Below are 16,145 nucleotides of genomic sequence, written 5' to 3' on the forward strand. Positions count from 1 at the left end.
AGCCAACTACGAATTTTTGGTATACCGCTGAGGGGTATGGTCGGCCCGCACCATTGGATGCAATGCCGATATGTAAGTGTCCGAAATACACTAATTCAGATCGAAGTGAGCGGCCAAACTGTCAATTATCATGTCAAGGACTTGGGCGCGGTCCGTTCCCACGGGATCAGTGCAAACAGGATCGTCCTGCTCTTCGATCAAAATCGCTTCACCGGCGGGCTTACATAATCCAAGCGCGGTGAAATGCATTGCGGGCGCGATCGTCATCACCGCGGCCTGAGGAACCAGCGCCTCAAAATTGCTTCCCAGAGCGCTCGTGTCTGTTGCATTCAGCCTGTCGGCCCCGTCACCCAATCCAATCAGAAAAAGCGAGGCTGTCACGTCCCGCACATCCTTATACGCAAGATCCCAAGTTAGTCCCGGATCAATGGCTGCGACGGCACTGACCCGTGGATCCTTGTAAGATGCCTCATATTTTTCCTGGTCGATTGCGGTTACATTGACGCCCTCTGCCGTCAACTTTGCGCAAAATTGTGACCCTGCCCCTGCGGCCTCGCAATAATCGAAAAATCCGTCACGATTGCCCTGGACGCCCGCAAGCGAAAGGGCTGTCCAGCCACCATAAGAGAAACCCGTGGCGTAGATCCGTGAAGTGTCGATGAGGGGGGCGAAAACCGGGTCTTGCAGCGCGTGATCCAACGCCGTGGACATGTCCTGGGCGCGGGTCCAATGATTAAATGCGGTATCGAAATCCAAATCTAAGGTCGTGCTGCCTGGATGGTTTACTGCCACTACGATTGCACCTTGCGAGACCAACCCCGCACTAAGCCACGCCATTCGTGCATAATTGCCGCCCCATCCGTGTGAGAGAAGAACAACCGGATGTTGCCCTGGCACCGGCTTGGCGTTTTCGACTACTGCCGTTCCATAGAACACTGCATTTTCTGCAAACATAGTCTGGCGCTGACCTGCCGCAGGGAACATGACAGCCATTTGCATGTCCTGATCATGATGAGGTGCGGCAATCGTCAATTCGACGAGGCCGACATCTTGTGCAGCAATTTCCGTGCCCGCCGAAAGGGTCATGACAAGGGAAAGAAGAGGAAGTTTCATGGCGCGCCTTTTTTGTAGGGTGGCATTAGTGCCGGCCTACATTCAGACGCTGTCGGGATTTCATACGACCTGAATCCGGATTAAGGTCGCGCAGATCAGGATTTAGGTCCTATGACAGACGAAAACGGACCCCCCTGATGCCAGTTCTACCGATCCCAATGATTACTGCCCTGCTGCTTTCGGGATTTCTTTTACATCGCTTTCTGACCCGCAAAACCCATCCCACGCTTTTGGTCCTCATCGGATGCTGCGCAGCACAAAGTGCGGTTATCGCGCTTGTGCAATATTATGGCTTTACGGGTCTCAGAGTCGTTCAGCCCATTCTTGCGACTGTAATTGCCGCATCCGCGTGGCTGTCCTTTCGTCAGGCCTCGGTGGGTTATCTGCGCAGACAGGACTTGTATTTGCATGCGGTAGGTCCGGCCCTTGCGATAAGTTTTCTGGCAACCCGACCCGAAGCGCTGGACGTGTTGATCCCCTTTCTCTTTGCGGCATACGGTATCGCCATCGCGTTTATGCTCTTACGCGGCGAAGATAGTTTGCCCCATAGCCGCTTAGAAAACGGGCGCATGATTGTTTGGGTTTGGCGTGTTCTGGCCATCGCTTTGATCGCCTCAGCAGGCAGCGACATATTCATTGGAGTCCGCCTTGCATCCGGAGACACCGAGGTCTTGCTCTGGCTGCCAAGCCTGTTTTCCGCAATCACACTGCTCATATTAGGGGCGCTCAGCCTATCGCATGCAATCGAAAGTCAGAGCATTGGCTCTGACACGCGCGATGCGTATTCCAAGCAAGATAAAACCCGTGACACCGCTATTGTCGAAAAGCTCGACGCCTATATGGAAACACATAAGCCATATCTCGATCCCGATCTCACATTGGCCCGGTTGGCCCGAAAATTGCAGGTTCCAGAAAAGCAGCTTTCAAGCGCAATCAACAAAGGCAAAAGAGAGAATGTGTCTCGCTACATCAATAGGCATCGGATATCTCACGCTTGCACCGTAATGAAGACTGGAAAATCGGTGACCGAGGCGATGCTGGCCAGCGGGTTTAACACCAAGTCGAACTTCAACCGCGAGTTCTTAAGGGTGATCGGCGTCAATCCGCGTCGCTGGTTGAGGTCTCTTGTGGAAGTGCCCGATGAAAGGGTCAAAACCTAAGACGTTCTGGTGTACCAAGCATCCTTGCCACAGCTGCCGAACCTTGATTTAGGACATCGGCGTCAGAGCCGTCGAACAGTGAGAATCCGATCTCTATTCTGTTTTCTGTCAGCATGATTATATTACTATCAGGAAAAACCGATGCTATGGTAATCCGAATTGAATTGGGTATTGCGCCGCGCCTGCTTGCAGAACCGGTTTGGACACGTGTAGCAAGACGTTGAAAGAATGAAATTGAAAAAACGCGACAAAGAAATGGCAGCAAACCTGACGCAGGACCCACATTCCGTTCGTTCGGGTGACAGAGAGAAAGTTCTTGAAGTTGCCATCGGCCGCGAGGTTCGTGCCTTTCGCAAACAGCAGAACATAACGGTCGCAGAGCTGGCCCAGTTGACCGGCCTCTCGATTGGCATGCTGTCCAAGATCGAAAACGGAAATACGTCACCGTCATTGACGACTCTGCAATCGCTGGCGGATGCGCTTTCGGTTCCTTTGACAAGCTTTTTCCGACAGTTTGAAGAACGCCGCGAGGCGGTTCATACAAAAGCAGGAGAAGGCGTCGAACTGGAGCGTGAAGGAACACGTGCGAACCATCAGTATAACCTGTTGGGACATATTGGTGCCAACGGATCCGGCGTGATCGTCGAACCGTATCTGATTACCCTGACCGCTGAATCAGATGTGTTCCCAACTTTCCAACATGGCGGGATCGAGACGATTTACATGCTGGACGGTGAGGTGGATTACCGCCACGGGGACCAGATTTACCCGCTAAAACCCGGCGATACCCTGTTCTTTGATGCAGATGCTCCGCATGGGCCCGAACGGCTTGTCAGTCTGCCGGCGCGGTATATATCAGTGATCAGCTATCCGCAGACAAACTGATCGGTTTGCGCAATAAGAAATCTGTGGGTCTGTCATAACCTTCGCGACTGCCCGTGCTTACGATCGTGAACCCCAGCCTCGAATATACGCGATGGTTTTCAGTAAGTTCCACGCGTGTTTCCAGTTCCAGCGCAGGTAAGCCAAGCTCTGCTGCACGGCGTGCGGCATGATCCACCAACCTGCGGCCGATACCCTGACCCCGCAATCCATCCTTCACCGCAAGCTTTCCAAGGTACAAACTGTCGGGCTTGGGCGTCAGAAACATACACGCGAAAAGTGGTCGCCCAACAGCCCAGATTTCGCCGCCACCCTGACAATGCACCTGCATTCCTTCCACGTTCAGACTATGGATAGAAGACGGAGGGTCGATCCGGGCATCCATGTACTGAAATGACCCGCGAAGCAGCGCAAGCACGTCATACAATGCAAAATCGTCACTCGAGATGAGCCAAGGCGCTTCGCCCGGATCAATCATATGAGTTGAGAAATTTCGCAAGTCTCGCTTACTTAGACAAAGGTGGTTCCGTTTCCAAATCCGGCCAGATCCCCGGAGATGTGGGCAACCCGTCGTCAAACTGGCTGAGATAGTCCAACATCATGGGGCGGTTATCGATGAACCCTTTATAGGTTGCCAGCTCGACCGGCAGGTCCCGGATGACCCGATGCAGACGGCGGCCCCATTTGGGAACGGTCATCAGGTCCTGAAAACTACACAGGTAGCAGCGGATCGGGAATACCAGGGCGTTGGATCGCGGCAGGCGGAAAAAGGTTTGCAACTCGACCCGCAGATACTGTTTGTGCGCTATGTTTTCAGGTGTCAGCGTCGTCTTCTGGATACCCCATTTGTGATAGTTTTCCGGGCTGGTATCCAGCAGCGGATTCACTGTCATAGTCCAATTCAGACGCCGTGCCGGGGCACCCTGTTGAATGTTCAGCAGGAATTTCAGGGCGCGTTGGAAAATGCCCATTTCATGGGCTTTGGGAACCGGCGCGTGCCATTCGAAAAAGTTCATTCCGATGTCAAAATCCAGGCTCCAATCCGCTTGGGTCGTCACCATTCCCGCGTCCATCCACAGCATCTCGTCACGCTGATCCAGCACGGCGAAATCACCCTGTGCCTGACGGGTGATGTATTCCATCGGCCCGTACGGAATCGTGGTTTCGTCCATGAAGGTAAAGCTGTGATCAATGCCCATCGGTTTGTTGACCCAGCGCCACTGGTTGCCATTGCGATGCAGTTCGAACAGATTGGGATAGTCTTCGGACTTGCTAACCATGATTAGTTCCAGCAAGTCCCAGCCAGCCAATGTCATATGCGGCAACGACTGACAGCGCAGCGGGTCCTGATCCAGAACCATTGCGCGGTCTTTCATCTCTGAGACGTAGTGCTCGTCCACATCGAACCGCATCTCATAGACTGATCCGTCGGGACCGCCGCGATGTTGTTCCATGTTGACCGAATACATGTAGCTGTCTTCGTGGAATGGGAACGGAAAGCGTTTGATCGCCCAGTCCGAGTTGTGAAACGTATAGTCATCGCGGAAGGATTCGTCGTTGAATTGAATGGTCATGTTGGGCCTCCTCTCAACGGTCCAGCACGAGGGACTTGCCCTCGAAACGCGATACACAGGGCATGATTTTCTTGCCCGCAGCCTTTTCTTCGCCGGTCAGCCAGTGATCGCGGTGAACGAAATTACCTTCATGGTCGAGCACAACGGTTTCGCACTGACCGCAGGCCCCTCCGCGGCACAGATACGGTGCGTCCACGCCTTCACGTTCGATGGCCTCCAGCAGGCTTTCGTTTTCACCCACATGAATGACCTTATCCGATGCCGCCAAGCGCACCTCGAACGGCTTGCCGGGCTGAGGCGCCAGGAACTCTTCGTAGTGCACGCAATCTTCGGGCCAGCCTTCGGCGGCAGCCGTGTTTCGGACCCAGTCGATCATGCCCTTTGGACCACACACATACACATGCGTTCCCAGGGGTTGCCCGCTGAGCAGATTATTCAGATCAATCGCCTGGCTCTGATCGTCATAGTACAGATGGGTTTCGTTCGGATGTCTGTCTGTCAGTTGCTCAGCATAAGATGCCAAGGCAGTGTTTCGGCACGCGTAATGCAACTCCCAATGCCCGTGCAGCAGTTCCAACTGTTTGATCTGCGCCAGAAACGGGGTGATCCCGATGCCACCGGCCAGAAACAGATGCTTGCGGGCGCGCAAGTCCAGTGAAAACAAGTTGACCGGATAGCTGATGGTCATCTCGTCGCCCAGCTTGACCTGGCGGTGCATGAACAGCGAACCCCCCCTGCCCTCATCATCGCGTCGAACCGAAATTGTATAAGATGACTGATCAAACGGATCCGACATCAACGAATAGGGGTTAAGCCGTGTAATGGCACCATCCTGCATTTCGACCACAGTATGTGCCCCGCCCGAAAAGGTTGGTAATGGCGCGCCGTCGATACGTTCGAACCGGAACCGCGTCACCAATTCGTTCAGCGGAGTGATCTCGGTCACCTTGACCTGAATTTTCTCAGCACCGCTCATTCGTAAATCCCCTTCGACTCGGGCACATTACCATGATCCTCGGCGTCGATACGGACGCCCTGATAGGCGGCAAGACGGCGGGAGTAGTGATCGCGCACAAACAGGTTTAAGCCGCAATGTGAACAGACAAACGGGTCAATCTCGACGTCTTCGGTGATGCCCTTGCAATGCACGCATTGCATCCGACGGGCGACCGATCCGCGATGTTCGGTCTGGATCGCCGTGTGCGGCAGACCCACAGCCATCACTTCATTCATGGCCTGCCCCATCATGCCTTCGGTGCCGGTCAGGTAGACCTGCAATCCCATATGCGCGTCCTCCAGAACCCGACGAATGCGCGGCAGAGACGCCTCGAAAGACGGGCCTTCATAGAACTGAGCAGGGTTCAATGCCCTTAGCTTTTCCGCGAAATCCGTGCCTTTCGGGATATAGATCAGATGGGTTTTGGCCATCAGGTCAGGTGTTGCGATGTCGAGAATGGCTTCGGCCCCTTCAGCCTCGGCTATCATGAGATGATGTTCGCCCTGGCGAACCTCTAGCGTGCCCCAGACCGGGCGGCTTGCGATTGACTTGGGAAATTCGAACTTTGACATTGTGCCCTCAATAGGAAAAGGGCGCCACGGTGTGTCCGTCGCGCCCCCTGAAACTCAGCCCTTTGCGGTTCTGATCGATTTGTCCTGATCGTAGAACGGCATCTCTTCCGCAGTTGCCGTTATTTCTGTCCCATCGCCGTTCCGCACCGTCAGCTTGGTGCCGGGTGATGCACATGCGACCGGCATCCGCGCGATACCCACATTGTGACCATTGATATCAGAATACATGCCGAAGGTGACAACGCCGACTTTCTCGCCGTTTTGCAGCAGATCCGCGCCTTCATCCGCCGGGGTCGTGCCGTTCAGTTTGACGCCATAGATCTTGAACCGCTCTTTGCCTTGCGATGCATAGTGGTTCTCGGCGCCGATAAAGCCGGTTTTTCCAGGTGAGACAGTGAAATCCAGGCCCAGTTCCCACAGTGTATCGCCGCAGGTATCGCCATCGAACGGATAGGTTTCGGAATTGTCGCCGGGGTAAAACAGCAGGTAGCTTTCGGTGCGCAACAGGTCGAGCGTCGAGAACTGGACCGGGACGATGCCCATATCCTTGCCATCAGCCAGAATGCTGTCCCACAAATGCACGGCGTGCTTGGCCTGACAGAAGATCTCATACCCGCGCTCACCGGTATAGCCGGTCCGCGAAATCATCACCGGGCAGCCATATAGCTTGGTCTGCATGATGCCGAAATAGGCCAGATCGCGAATTCCGGGGATGTGCTTAGCAAGGAAGTCTACAGCCACCGGGCCCTGCAGCGACATGTCATGCATGTCATCATCAAAGATGACCGAACAATTCTTACCCGCCGCCACGGATGTCAGCTGCTCCATTCCGGTGCCTGTGCCATGCACCACCAGCCACGTGTTCACCGACAGGCGATAAATGATGCAATCATCAACAAACTTGCCTTCGGCATTCAGGATCGAGGCATAGGTCGACCGTCCCGGCATGATCTTTTCGACGTTCCGCGTGGTGACACGATCAATGACATAGGCGGCATCCTCACCAACCACGTGAACCTTTTTCAAGCCGGAAACATCCATAAGACCAGCTTTGGTTCGAATTGCTTCGTAGTCAGCTTTGGCGCGTTCAGGGCTTTGGTCATAGAACCAAGCAGTCCCCATCCCGTTCCAGTCTTCAAGCTCACCGCCGATCTCGGCGTGGCGCTGCGCAAGGGCCGACGTCCTCCAAAGAATGGCCATAGTTCGGTTCTCCCGTTGATCGTTTTTGTTGCCCATATTGAGGCCGATGTTGGGTTGAAAATCAACACTTGTGTGCAGAATTTTTTCCTGTTGGGAATATTTGCCTGCAATTTTTGCACCCTAAGAACATCCGGGAATATTGATATTTCTTTTCTTTATCTGTGGCTTAGTGCGTTTTTGGATGTGTGGGGACATACATCAAGCACAGACCTTAAAGATGTTTGCCCCACATATCTATTGACAGGTCGCCAATGAGATTGTCCCCTTAGTATACAATTATTCCCAGCAGGAAATGCTTCGCAGAAAGACCTCCTGCTGCAACAACAGGGAGACTACGAAGTGGATGGCAATCTAAATGCACTTACGACGGTCTTTACCGAGTTTTATTACTGGGTAACGGTCGTCTTCATGTTCCTCATCCATGTGGGCTTTTGCATGTACGAAGTCGGCGCCAGCCGGGCCCGTAACCATATGCACACATTGATGAAAAACATCATGATCATCCCGCTGGTGACGGTCACGTTCTTCTTCTTTGGATGGTGGATCTACTGGGCGTTCCCGAACTTTCCGTTCTGGGGCGGTCTCGACACCGAAGCAGGTGCCGCAAATCTACCGTGGGCGAACACAATGGCAACCAATTTGGACGACAGAATCACAGGGGTCTTCTGGGCCGCGTTCCTTCTGTTCTCGTGGACAGCTGCCTCGATCGTTTCTGGTTCAGTGATCGAACGGATCAGGTCATCTGCTTTGTGGGTCCATGCAGTCATGATCGGGTCCGTCTGGTGGATCATCGACGCTGCTTGGGGCTGGCACTATGGTGGCTGGATGGTGCGCATCTTGGGGTATCACGATGCATATGCGTCAGGCGTTATCCATGCAATCGCAGGTGGTTACGCACTTGGTGTGATCATGGTACTGGGTCCACGACTTGGCAAGTTTGCCAAAGATGGAACGCCGCGGGATATTCCTCCGCATAATCCATGGTTGCTGACCATCGGAATTTTCCTGATCTATACCGGGTTCTGGGGCTTCTATGCCGCCTGTAACGTTCCGGTAATCTCGCCCGAGGTTATCGACGGTCAGATCGTTGGCGCCACCTGGACTGCAACCAACATCTATCTGGCCCCGACCACGCTGTCGGCGATTACCTTTAACTTCCTGATGTCGCTGTCGGGTGGGTTGATGGCAGCCTATGTCGTCTCGAAGGGAGATGCCTTCTGGACCTTCTCGGGCGGTCTGGCCGGTATCATCACCGCGTCTGCTGGAAACGATTTGTATCACCCGATCCAAGCGATGATCATTGCCGCAATCGGCGTCGTGATCGTCTATAATCTGCACTACTGGGTAGAGCGTCGGTTCAAGCTGGATGATGCTGTCGGTGCTGTAGCCGTGCATGGCTATGCTGGTGTCGTCGGGCTGGTCATCGCGGGCTTTGTCCTGTGGGGCGTGCCTTCGTCACCATACGAAGGTTATGCAACCATCAACCCGATCGGTCAGATCACGGGTGCGGTCATCATGTTCTTTGTCCTTGGGTTCCTGCCAGGCTGGGCTCTGGCGAAAATGCAATCCGCTGCCGGCGTACTGCGCATCCCGGAAGAAGTTGAACTTCAGGGTCTCGATTACGCTGAACACCATGCCTATGAGGACGCCAAAGCTGCCATTATCGAAGCCGATAAAGAAGAACTGGCCGCCCGTGGCGTAGCAGCGAAATGAGGGAGTAAGATATGTCTACGAATGGTTATACAAACTGGGCCGTGGATCTGGCCGAAGTCGGGCCGGTCTATCCCTTCCAAGGTTACGAAGTTCTAATGGTCATCATTGGTGTCGTCTTCTGGGTTGGCTGGCATCGCATCCAATTCGTCCGCGAAGCTGAGCACCTGGAAAAGGCGCGCCACACCGGTGACGAAGAAAAGGTGAAAGCACAGTTGGAGCGATATTGATCCAGCCTTGAATGCTTGCAATGGGCGCGAAAAACACATGGCGCGCCCATTGCCTCTTAGGAAAAAAACTTTCCTATGATTATTGATGTCCCACTGATTTGTTGGTACCGTCGAATCATAATGAAACACATAAGGAGATCTGCCAGCCATGTGCGGAATTGTTGGATTATTCCTCAAAGACCAGTCTCTTGCGCCCCAACTGGGCAATATGCTGACAGACATGCTGATCACGATGACAGATCGTGGCCCCGATAGTGCCGGTATTGCAATCTACGGCTCTGAGTCCGATGGCAAAACCAAGATTACAGTTCAGTCCCCCAGCCCCGAAACGGACTTTGTCGACTTGGCTGATGAGCTAGGCAAAAGTCTTGGCGTGACGGTTGGTCAGGCAGACAATGATACACATGCCGTCTTGGAAATTCCCGCCCGTCAGTTCGAAGCCGCGCGCGCCGCGCTGGCTGAAATCCGGCCGACGGTTCGTATCATGAGTCGTGGCGAAAGCCTCGAAATCTACAAGGAAGTTGGCCTGCCCAAGGATGTTGCAGACCGCTTCAGCCTCAGCGGCATGAGCGGCACTCATGGCATTGGACACACACGCATGGCGACGGAATCCGCCGTGACAACAATGGGCGCACATCCCTTCAACACGGGGTCCGATCAATGTCTGGTTCACAACGGATCGCTGTCTAACCACAACTCGTTGCGCCGCAAGTTGCGCCGCGAAGGCGTTACCATCCAGACAGAGAACGACACCGAAGTTGGTGCCGCATACCTGACCTGGAAAATGATGAATGGCGCCACTTTAGGGGAAGCTCTGGAATCCAGCATTGATGATCTGGACGGGTTTTTCACCTTTGTAGTAGGGACCAAAGACGGGTTTGGCGTCGTACGTGACCCAATCGCTTGCAAGCCTGCAGTGATGGCAGAAACGGATCAATATGTTGCCTTTGGCAGCGAATACCGCGCCTTGGTGAACCTGCCAGGAATCGAAGACGCCCGAGTTTGGGAACCTGAACCGGCCACCGTATATTTCTGGTCGCACAACGACAGTCCCACAACCCACGAAAAGGCCGCCTGAAATGCAGACCTATGATTTAGAGGCAGACGGACTGCGTGGATTGAACTCGTCCCTGCAGGCGCAAAACGCCGAGACCAACCAAACCAGCTGGGAAATTGTAAATCCAAAAGGCAGCCATGCGATTGCTGTCGGACTGGACGCGCCGATCGAAGTGACGGTCAAGGGGTCTACCGGGTACTATTGTGCCGGCATGAACCAACAGGCGACCATCAAGGTTCACGGCTCAGTTGGTCCGGGTGTGGCTGAGAATATGATGTCCGGCCAGGTCATCGTCGATGGCGACGCCAGCCAGTATGCCGGGGCCACAGGCCATGGTGGGTTGCTGGTCATCAAGGGCAACGCAAGCTCGCGCTGCGGTATTTCGATGAAAGGTATCGACATCGTGGTGCATGGCAATATCGGCCACATGTCCGCCTTCATGGCACAGGCAGGAAATCTGGTCGTCTGCGGAGATGCGGGCGATGCGCTGGGGGATTCACTCTACGAGGCACGGCTGTTCGTGCGTGGTTCGGTCAAAAGCCTCGGTGCTGATTGCATCGAGAAAGAAATGCGCCCTGAGCATCTGGATATTCTGAGGGATCTGCTGGACCGCGCTGGCAGCGACGCCAAGCCGGAAGAGTTCAAACGCTATGGTTCGGCTCGTCAGCTTTACAATTTCGACATCGACAATTCCGCAGCTTACTGAGGAAGAAGGGTATGAAAGATATGGACGATCAGATCCCCCGCACCCTGCCGATTCAGTCGGCGACATTTACCAATCCGATCAATGCTGAGATCCGTCGCGCCGCTGCAACAGGTATCTATGACATTCGTGGCGGTGGCGCCAAACGGAAAGTTCCCCATTTCGACGATCTACTCTTTCTGGGTGCGTCGGTGTCGCGCTATCCGTTGGAAGGCTATCGGGAACGTTGCGATACCTCAGTAACGTTGGGCACGCGCTTTGCCAAAAAGCCGATCGAGCTGGATATCCCGATCACCATTGCTGGCATGAGCTTTGGGGCTCTGTCCGGGCCAGCGAAAGAAGCTTTGGGCCGCGGCGCATCTGCTGCGGGCACGTCAACAACCACCGGTGATGGCGGCATGACACCCGAGGAACGTGGCCACTCAACCAAGCTGGTGTATCAATACCTGCCCTCACGCTATGGCATGAATCCCAACGATCTGCGTAAGGCTGATGCGATTGAGATTGTGGTTGGCCAAGGCGCCAAACCCGGCGGGGGCGGTATGTTGTTGGGTCAAAAGATCAGTGACCGTGTGGCCGAGATGCGGACCCTGCCCAAAGGCATTGACCAACGGTCCGCTTGCCGCCATCCAGACTGGACAGGGCCGGACGACCTTGAGATCAAGATCCTCGAACTTCGGGAAATCACTGATTGGCAAGTGCCTATCTATGTGAAAGTTGGCGCCACGCGCCCCTACTACGACACTGCATTGGCAGTGAAAGCCGGGGCGGACGTTGTCGTCATGGATGGCATGCAGGGCGGCACCGCTGCGACGCAAGACGTATTCATTGAACATGTCGGGTTGCCAACACTGTCATGCATCCGCCCTGCCGTTCAGGCATTGCAGGATCTGGGCGTACATCGTGAGGTTCAGTTGGTCATCTCGGGCGGCATTCGCACCGGGGCCGATGTGGCCAAGGCATTGGCGCTGGGTGCAGATGCAGTTGCCATTGGCACGGCTGCTCTGGTGGCCCTTGGGGACAACGATCCCAAATGGGAATCCGAATACCAGAAGCTGGGCACAACCACTGGCGCTTATGACGATTGGCACGAAGGTCAGGACCCGGCAGGGATCACCACGCAAGACCCCGACCTGGCTGCGCGTCTTGACCCGGTTGCTGCGGGTCGCAGGCTGCGCAACTACTTGAAGGTGATGGCGCTTGAGGCCCAAACCATCGCGCGTGCATGTGGCCACAATCACCTGCACAATCTGGAACCTGAAGACCTGTGTGCCCTGACAATGGAGGCGGCCGCCATGGCGCGAGTCCCCTTGGCAGGCACCAGTTGGTACCCGGGCAAGGAAGGGTTCTGAACCGATGCTGCGCGGCTCCCTGATGGGGGCCGCGTTTTTGCTTTGAAAAACTAGAATTCAACAGGGAAAGGAAAGCAATCGTGACGACAGATCTCGCAGCTTTCGCAAAAGAAAAAAGCGTCAAATACTTCATGATCTCGTTCACCGACCTGTTCGGTGGACAACGGGCCAAGCTTGTGCCGGCGCAGGCGATTGCCGACATGCAGCAAGATGGTGCGGGCTTTGCCGGGTTCGCCACCTGGCTGGATATGACACCGGCTCATCCTGACATGCTGGCAGTTCCAGACCCTTCATCGGTCATTCAGCTGCCCTGGAAGCCCGAAGTGGCTTGGGTTGCTGGCAACTGCGTTATGGAAGGCAGCGATGTCGCGCAAGCCCCTCGTAACGTATTGCGCCGCCTGATCGACGAAGCTGCAAGCGAAGGCATGCATGTCAAAACCGGTATCGAAGCCGAGTTCTTCCTGATGACGCCGGACGGAGAACAGATTAGCGATCCTTTCGATACAGCTGAAAAGCCTTGCTATGACCAACAGGCCGTGATGCGCCGGTATGATGTCGTGCGCGAAATCTGTGACTACATGCTGGAACTGGGCTGGGGACCTTATCAGAACGACCACGAGGACGCCAACGGCCAGTTCGAGATGAATTGGGAATTTGACGACGTTCTGCGCACTGCTGACAAACACTCTTTCTTCAAGTTCATGACCAAATCGGTTGCTGAAAAACACGGGCTGCGTGCGACGTTCATGCCGAAACCGGTGGAAGGCCTGACCGGTAATGGCTGTCATGCGCATATCTCGGTCTGGGATGCGCCAGGCGATGCGGCCAAGACCAACGTGTTTGCAGGCGAGGGCGACGGCCCGACCGGTGAGGTTGGTCTGGGAGAGCGTGGCAAGCACTTCCTCGGTGGCATCATGAAGCACGCGTCAGCACTGGCCGCGATCACCAACCCCACAGTGAACAGCTACAAACGCATCAACGCGCCGCGGACGATGTCGGGTGCAACATGGGCGCCCAACACCGTGACATGGACGGGTAACAACCGGACTCACATGGTGCGTGTGCCCGGCCCCGGGCGGTTTGAATTGCGTCTGCCGGACGGAGCAACCAACCCCTACCTGCTTCAGGCCGTGATCATTGCGGCTGGACTGTCAGGTATCCGATCCAAAGCAGACCCTGGCAAGCGCTGGGATATCGATATGTATGCCGAAGGCCATAAAGTGCGCGGAGCACCAAAGCTGCCGTTGAACATGCTTGATGCACTGCGCGAATACGACAAAGACAAAGACCTGAAGGGCATGATGGGCGCCGAATTCTCGTCTGCTTTCCTAAAGATGAAGCATCAGGAGTGGAATTCCTTCGTGTCGCATTTCTCGCGCTGGGAAAAGGAAAACACGCTGGATATCTGATCCGGTAAAACTGGAAGACATCGAGGTTGCGGCCTGTGCCGCGGCCTTGTTGTTCATTCACCAACAACGATCACGCCGGGATGTTCTTTTCAGTCAACACGCGCCGGGCGAAGATCGAGGCGCGTCTTTTGCACACATATCGTCAAACGGGGATTCCGTTGAAATTGTGCGCCTTTAAGACGGGAACCCAATCCCCGCATTGCACAGCTGCTTTGGGCGGCCCCTTGGTTGTCTGGGAAATCGGAATCATCCCTGGCTTGCGGCCGAAAAGCAGTCAATCAGGGCATGGGCTAAGGGTGCTGTGCAAAAGATGACACCTAATCGACGATATCGCGATCGAGCAAATCTTTATGACGTTCAATACTTGAGACCAGCTTCATCTAATCTGAACGGTCGGTTGTTTGACGACTGATTTCGAGACCCTGCAAATAGCCTATTCTGGGACTTCTTGTTCTTTTTCCCTATCCACCTCGATGCGCCAGTCGGGAACGTCGTTAACAAGCATCAATGCCGCACGTCGCAGGGAGGTTCGCATCTTATCCACCGCCGGGCCGCGCAGTTCACAATCTTCCAAAGCGGCGTCAAAGGTTTCCAGCCAAAGCTCTGCATCGGCCTCGCGAATAGGCACATGGGCATGTATTTCCCGTAAATCCATGTGGCCAAATCGTTCCCGGTAATAAGCTCGCCCGCCCAAAAAACCGCTGAGGAACTCGAACTGCGCTTGTCTTGTATGGTTCAATCCGTGACCCCGAAAATGCAGCCGGTGCAAGGAATACACAGCCGGATCGGCCTCCATTCGATCATAAAATTGTTCGACAAGCGCGCGCAGGCTCTCTTCGCCTCCAAGTTGATCCAAAGCCGAGGACATAGTGGATTCTCCGGGTCTCCATTGCCTAATTTATTGCATAACAGGAATATTAGTTTATCAACAGTGACATCTTGGCGCTGTTGATATCTGGGACCGAACACATGCCAATATGGTCGACACTACAACAATCTTCCCTTACATGAGCGCCCTTGCACTCGGGTTGCTAGCTGCGTTGTGCTGGGGCATTCATGATCTCTCGGTCCGCTATATCAGCCAGTCCGTCAGCGTGGTCGCCTCGCTTATGTTTGTTTTGCTCTTTGGTGCCATCCTGCAGATCGGGATGGTTGCAGCCTGGGGCGACATCAACTCCATATCGGGCAACGCGATGGCTTATGCGATTGCAGCAGGTTTTTTTTACCTCTTGGCCGGGCTCAGCATGTACGAGGCTTTTCATCGAGGGCCCGTGCGATTGGTTGCGCCGCTAGTTGCCAGCTATCCGGTCTTGTCCGTCACCGTCGCAATTTGGCGCGGCTCGATGGTCAGTGCGTGGCACTGGTTGGCCGTAATTGCAATCGGCCTCGGAGTATCCATCGTCGCAGCCCGCTCAGACAAAACCGAGACAACCTACCCTGCCCGTGGCCTAACCATTGTCTTGTCTTTGCTCGCCGCAACCGGGTTCGCCGCAGCATTTGCCCTGGGGCAATACGCGGCAGAGATCAGCAACGAATACACCGTGTCTCTAATCGGTCGACTCACGGCAATTCTGGTTCTGGCAGCGATAGCTTTTGCGTCTCGCAAGTCGATTTGGCCCGGCACAAAAGCTCTGCCCCTATTGTGCTTAATGGGTTTACTGGACGCCGTCGCAATTCTCAGTGTGGTCGCGGCTGGTAGGTTGCCCAATGCCCAATATGCATCCGTCGCGGCTTCGGTTTTTGGATTACTGACCGTTGTCCTTGCCTGGGCAATCTTGAAGGAGCGTATGTCACCAAGCCAGTGGCTTGGTTGTGTCGTCGCGTTTGCCGGAATCGGCTATCTCGCGCTCTGAGAACGGCCTTGCGAATTGACGTGCCTGATGGGCTGCAGCCGGGCTGTTCCGCAGGCACTCAATCTCGCCTGAGCGTGGCGGTCCGGATTTACACCACGCTCGTAGAAGGGGGGATCGGAGCGAATTGGTAGGCGACACGCCAATGGATACGATCACCATGCACAAGTCGCGATCTACAAGGTCGCCAATACCTACCAAAATCGGAACGGAAAAAAGAACAGCCGCAGTTTGAACAGCAGCGGCCTCGTTTTAAGCCGTCAGGCCTTCTGGTTCTGGGAGTTTGTTTGCGCGGCATGCGGCGGTCAGGGTGTTGGCCAGCAGGCATGCGATTGT

Annotated in this window: 16 protein-coding genes; 9 read left to right on the forward strand and 7 right to left on the reverse strand. The window is 54.8% G+C overall.

Annotation, left to right across the window (positions count from 1 at the left end; genetic code table 11):
- Positions 1 to 90: 90 nt before the first annotated feature.
- Positions 91 to 1,113: an alpha/beta hydrolase family protein gene (locus AC2FLE_RS14780; protein WP_496697956.1), complete on the reverse strand. Its 1,023-nt coding sequence runs from the start codon at positions 1,111 to 1,113 to the stop codon at positions 91 to 93.
- Positions 1,114 to 1,250: 137 nt separating this feature from the next.
- On the opposite strand from AC2FLE_RS14780, the gene AC2FLE_RS14785 reads away from it, so the two are divergent.
- On the forward strand, positions 1,251 to 2,273 hold the full coding sequence (locus AC2FLE_RS14785) for a helix-turn-helix domain-containing protein (RefSeq protein ID WP_496697958.1): 1,023 nt from the start codon (positions 1,251 to 1,253) through the stop codon (positions 2,271 to 2,273).
- A 228-nt stretch (positions 2,274 to 2,501) separates the two neighbouring features.
- Positions 2,502 to 3,158 (forward strand): helix-turn-helix domain-containing protein, encoded by a 657-nt coding sequence (locus AC2FLE_RS14790; RefSeq protein WP_185956716.1) that lies wholly within the window; start codon positions 2,502 to 2,504, stop codon positions 3,156 to 3,158.
- Here the strand turns inward: AC2FLE_RS14790 and AC2FLE_RS14795 are convergent.
- The 5 genes from AC2FLE_RS14795 to AC2FLE_RS14815 are packed head-to-tail and all read right to left on the reverse strand — an operon-like array spanning position 3,136 to position 7,498.
- On the reverse strand, positions 3,136 to 3,654 hold the full coding sequence (locus AC2FLE_RS14795; protein ID WP_496697960.1) for a GNAT family N-acetyltransferase: 519 nt from the start codon (positions 3,652 to 3,654) through the stop codon (positions 3,136 to 3,138). The two genes, AC2FLE_RS14790 and AC2FLE_RS14795, sit on opposite strands and share 23 nt — an antisense overlap.
- Positions 3,655 to 3,661: 7 nt before the next feature.
- Positions 3,662 to 4,729 carry a heme-dependent oxidative N-demethylase family protein gene (locus AC2FLE_RS14800; RefSeq protein ID WP_496697961.1) on the reverse strand — a complete coding sequence of 356 codons (1,068 nt, stop codon included), beginning with the start codon at positions 4,727 to 4,729 and terminating at the stop codon, positions 3,662 to 3,664.
- A 13-nt stretch (positions 4,730 to 4,742) separates the two neighbouring features.
- A complete protein-coding gene (locus AC2FLE_RS14805) occupies positions 4,743 to 5,705 on the reverse strand; it encodes a PDR/VanB family oxidoreductase (RefSeq protein WP_496697962.1) in 963 nt (320 codons plus the stop codon).
- On the reverse strand, positions 5,702 to 6,298 hold the full coding sequence (locus AC2FLE_RS14810) for a dimethylamine monooxygenase subunit DmmA family protein (protein WP_142638486.1): 597 nt from the start codon (positions 6,296 to 6,298) through the stop codon (positions 5,702 to 5,704). Before AC2FLE_RS14810 ends, AC2FLE_RS14805 begins: the two co-directional genes overlap by 4 nt.
- A 54-nt stretch (positions 6,299 to 6,352) precedes the next feature.
- Positions 6,353 to 7,498 (reverse strand): aminomethyl transferase family protein, encoded by a 1,146-nt coding sequence (locus AC2FLE_RS14815; protein WP_496697964.1) that lies wholly within the window; start codon positions 7,496 to 7,498, stop codon positions 6,353 to 6,355.
- A 339-nt stretch (positions 7,499 to 7,837) separates the two neighbouring features.
- Here AC2FLE_RS14815 and AC2FLE_RS14820 point away from each other — a divergent pair, with 339 nt between their 5' ends.
- The 6 genes from AC2FLE_RS14820 (at position 7,838) to glnT (ending at position 13,959) form a co-directional block, all read left to right on the forward strand.
- Positions 7,838 to 9,211: an ammonium transporter gene (locus AC2FLE_RS14820; protein ID WP_271951763.1), complete on the forward strand. Its 1,374-nt coding sequence runs from the start codon at positions 7,838 to 7,840 to the stop codon at positions 9,209 to 9,211.
- 11 nt (positions 9,212 to 9,222) lie between these two features.
- On the forward strand, positions 9,223 to 9,438 hold the full coding sequence (locus AC2FLE_RS14825) for a hypothetical protein (protein ID WP_142638480.1): 216 nt from the start codon (positions 9,223 to 9,225) through the stop codon (positions 9,436 to 9,438).
- Positions 9,439 to 9,586: 148 nt separating this feature from the next.
- Positions 9,587 to 10,516 (forward strand): class II glutamine amidotransferase, encoded by a 930-nt coding sequence (locus tag AC2FLE_RS14830; protein ID WP_496697967.1) that lies wholly within the window; start codon positions 9,587 to 9,589, stop codon positions 10,514 to 10,516.
- A gap of 1 nt (position 10,517) precedes the next feature.
- Positions 10,518 to 11,201, forward strand: coding sequence for a protein GlxC (locus AC2FLE_RS14835; protein WP_496678512.1), 684 nt, complete (start codon positions 10,518 to 10,520; stop codon positions 11,199 to 11,201).
- A 20-nt stretch (positions 11,202 to 11,221) separates the two neighbouring features.
- On the forward strand, positions 11,222 to 12,550 hold the full coding sequence (locus AC2FLE_RS14840) for an FMN-binding glutamate synthase family protein (RefSeq protein WP_142638687.1): 1,329 nt from the start codon (positions 11,222 to 11,224) through the stop codon (positions 12,548 to 12,550).
- Positions 12,551 to 12,630: 80 nt separating this feature from the next.
- Positions 12,631 to 13,959 (forward strand): type III glutamate--ammonia ligase, encoded by a 1,329-nt coding sequence (gene glnT / locus AC2FLE_RS14845; RefSeq protein ID WP_496697969.1) that lies wholly within the window; start codon positions 12,631 to 12,633, stop codon positions 13,957 to 13,959.
- Positions 13,960 to 14,392: 433 nt separating this feature from the next.
- On the opposite strand, the gene AC2FLE_RS14850 is transcribed toward glnT, so the two are convergent.
- Positions 14,393 to 14,827, reverse strand: coding sequence for a group II truncated hemoglobin (locus tag AC2FLE_RS14850; protein ID WP_496697971.1), 435 nt, complete (start codon positions 14,825 to 14,827; stop codon positions 14,393 to 14,395).
- A gap of 109 nt (positions 14,828 to 14,936) precedes the next feature.
- Between AC2FLE_RS14850 and AC2FLE_RS14855 the strand changes: the two genes are divergently transcribed.
- Positions 14,937 to 15,812: an EamA family transporter gene (locus AC2FLE_RS14855; protein ID WP_496697973.1), complete on the forward strand. Its 876-nt coding sequence runs from the start codon at positions 14,937 to 14,939 to the stop codon at positions 15,810 to 15,812.
- Positions 15,813 to 16,145: the final 333 nt, after the last annotated feature.

It is taken from the genome of Ruegeria sp. CDSA077 (assembly GCF_059612265.1).